Source organism: Virgibacillus sp. L01 (genome assembly GCF_052246775.1).
Taxonomy (GTDB): domain Bacteria; phylum Bacillota; class Bacilli; order Bacillales; family Amphibacillaceae; genus Lentibacillus.
In genome coordinates, this window is record NZ_JBQQCP010000026.1 from 1 (window position 1) to 1407 (window position 1407).

A 1407-nucleotide genomic window follows, 5' to 3' on the forward strand; every position below is an offset into this window, starting at 1 on the left:
GATTAAGTCTATATAATTGTGTAAAAAGAAAGGACACCATAAGTCCTCATGTTACAATGTTTTCAACCACGAAAATAATGTAGAGGAGGAATTTATGATGTCCCAAATCAATTTTACACTAGATTTTGAGAAACTTAAAGGTGAGGTGCTAGACTCCGGTTTAAACGATGTGGTCAAGTCCTCATTGGTACTCATACTGAATCAATACATGGAAACAGAGCGGGATGAGTATATCCAAGCAAGCTCACATGAACGCAATTCAGACCGCACTGATTATCGCAATGGCTATTATGAAAGAGAATACCTTCTGCCCTCCGGTAAGATTAGTTTGAAGGTTCCTCGTACACGTAGCGGTGAATTTTCTACAGAAGTATTTGAACGATATTCCCGTTGTGATAAGGCCCTTTTACTTTCGATGCTGGAAATGGTCGTCAATGGCGTTTCCACACGGAAAGTAACCAAAATCATGGAAGAGCTATGTGGCGAGTCTGTGTCGAAATCCATGGTGTCCAATCTCACTCAAAAGCTTGATCCTGTTGTCAATGATTGGGCAAACCGCCCGCTTAACATAATGCATTTTCGTTATGTATACGTAGATGCCATGTACATCAAAGTGCGCGAAGATCAGAAAGTAGTCTCGAAAGCTGTTTACCTAGCCCTTGGCGTCAATAATGAAAATAAACGAGAGGTAATAGGGCTAAAAGTGGATCATGCAGAATCGGAAACTAGCTGGTATGAGTTTTTTGAATCGCTCAAATCCAGAGGCCTGCAATCTCCACGACTCGTCATTTCGGATGCGCACGCCGGACTAAAAGCCGCCATTCCGAAAGCATTCATCGGGACGAGCTGGCAACGTTGCACTGTCCATATGCTAAAGAATATGATAGATACTCTGCCCCGTAAGAATTCCGAACAAGCGAAGTCATTGTTGAAAACGATTTTCCGTACAAGCAATATTGACCAAGCACGAGCTCTCAAAGACCAATTCATCTCGGAATATGAAGAAGAGAAGGGGTACAGGAAGGCTATTGCTATACTGGATGAGGGCTTTGATGATGCCACGCAGTTTTATGCAGAACCAGTAGCCTATCATGTTAGTCTTCGTACCACCAATGTGCTGGAAAGATTGAACTCCGAGATTCGGAGGAGAGAGAAAGTTATCCGCACGTTTCCGAATCAGCAATCCGCCTTTCGATTGATAGGCGCTGTACTGATGGACCACGAAGATGTCTTGGATCTTGGCAAGCGTACATTTTTAAAAATGTAGAAATAAAGGGAGATGCAGCTGGCCGAAAATTTTGGAATAGGAGGGGGCCATGGCCCCCTCCTATTCCAAAATTACTAATATACCCTAAATGTGGTTGAAAATACTGTATTTGTATTTTACACAATATTAAGGACTTGACT

1 protein-coding gene is annotated in these 1407 nt (G+C 42.4%); it reads left to right on the forward strand.

Translation table 11 applies throughout. From position 1 onward, the window contains the following. Positions 1 to 97 precede the first annotated feature (97 nt). Positions 98 to 1267 carry an IS256 family transposase gene (locus ACTWQM_RS19990; protein ID WP_443259893.1) on the forward strand — a complete coding sequence of 390 codons (1170 nt, stop codon included), beginning with the start codon at positions 98 to 100 and terminating at the stop codon, positions 1265 to 1267. The last annotated feature ends 140 nt before the right edge of the window (positions 1268 to 1407 follow it).

Excerpts from the sequence above, each read along its gene's own strand:
- ACTWQM_RS19990 (WP_443259893.1), top strand. The coding sequence starts at position 98 with ATGTCCCAAATCAATTTTACACTAGATTTTGAGAAACTTAAAGGTGAG.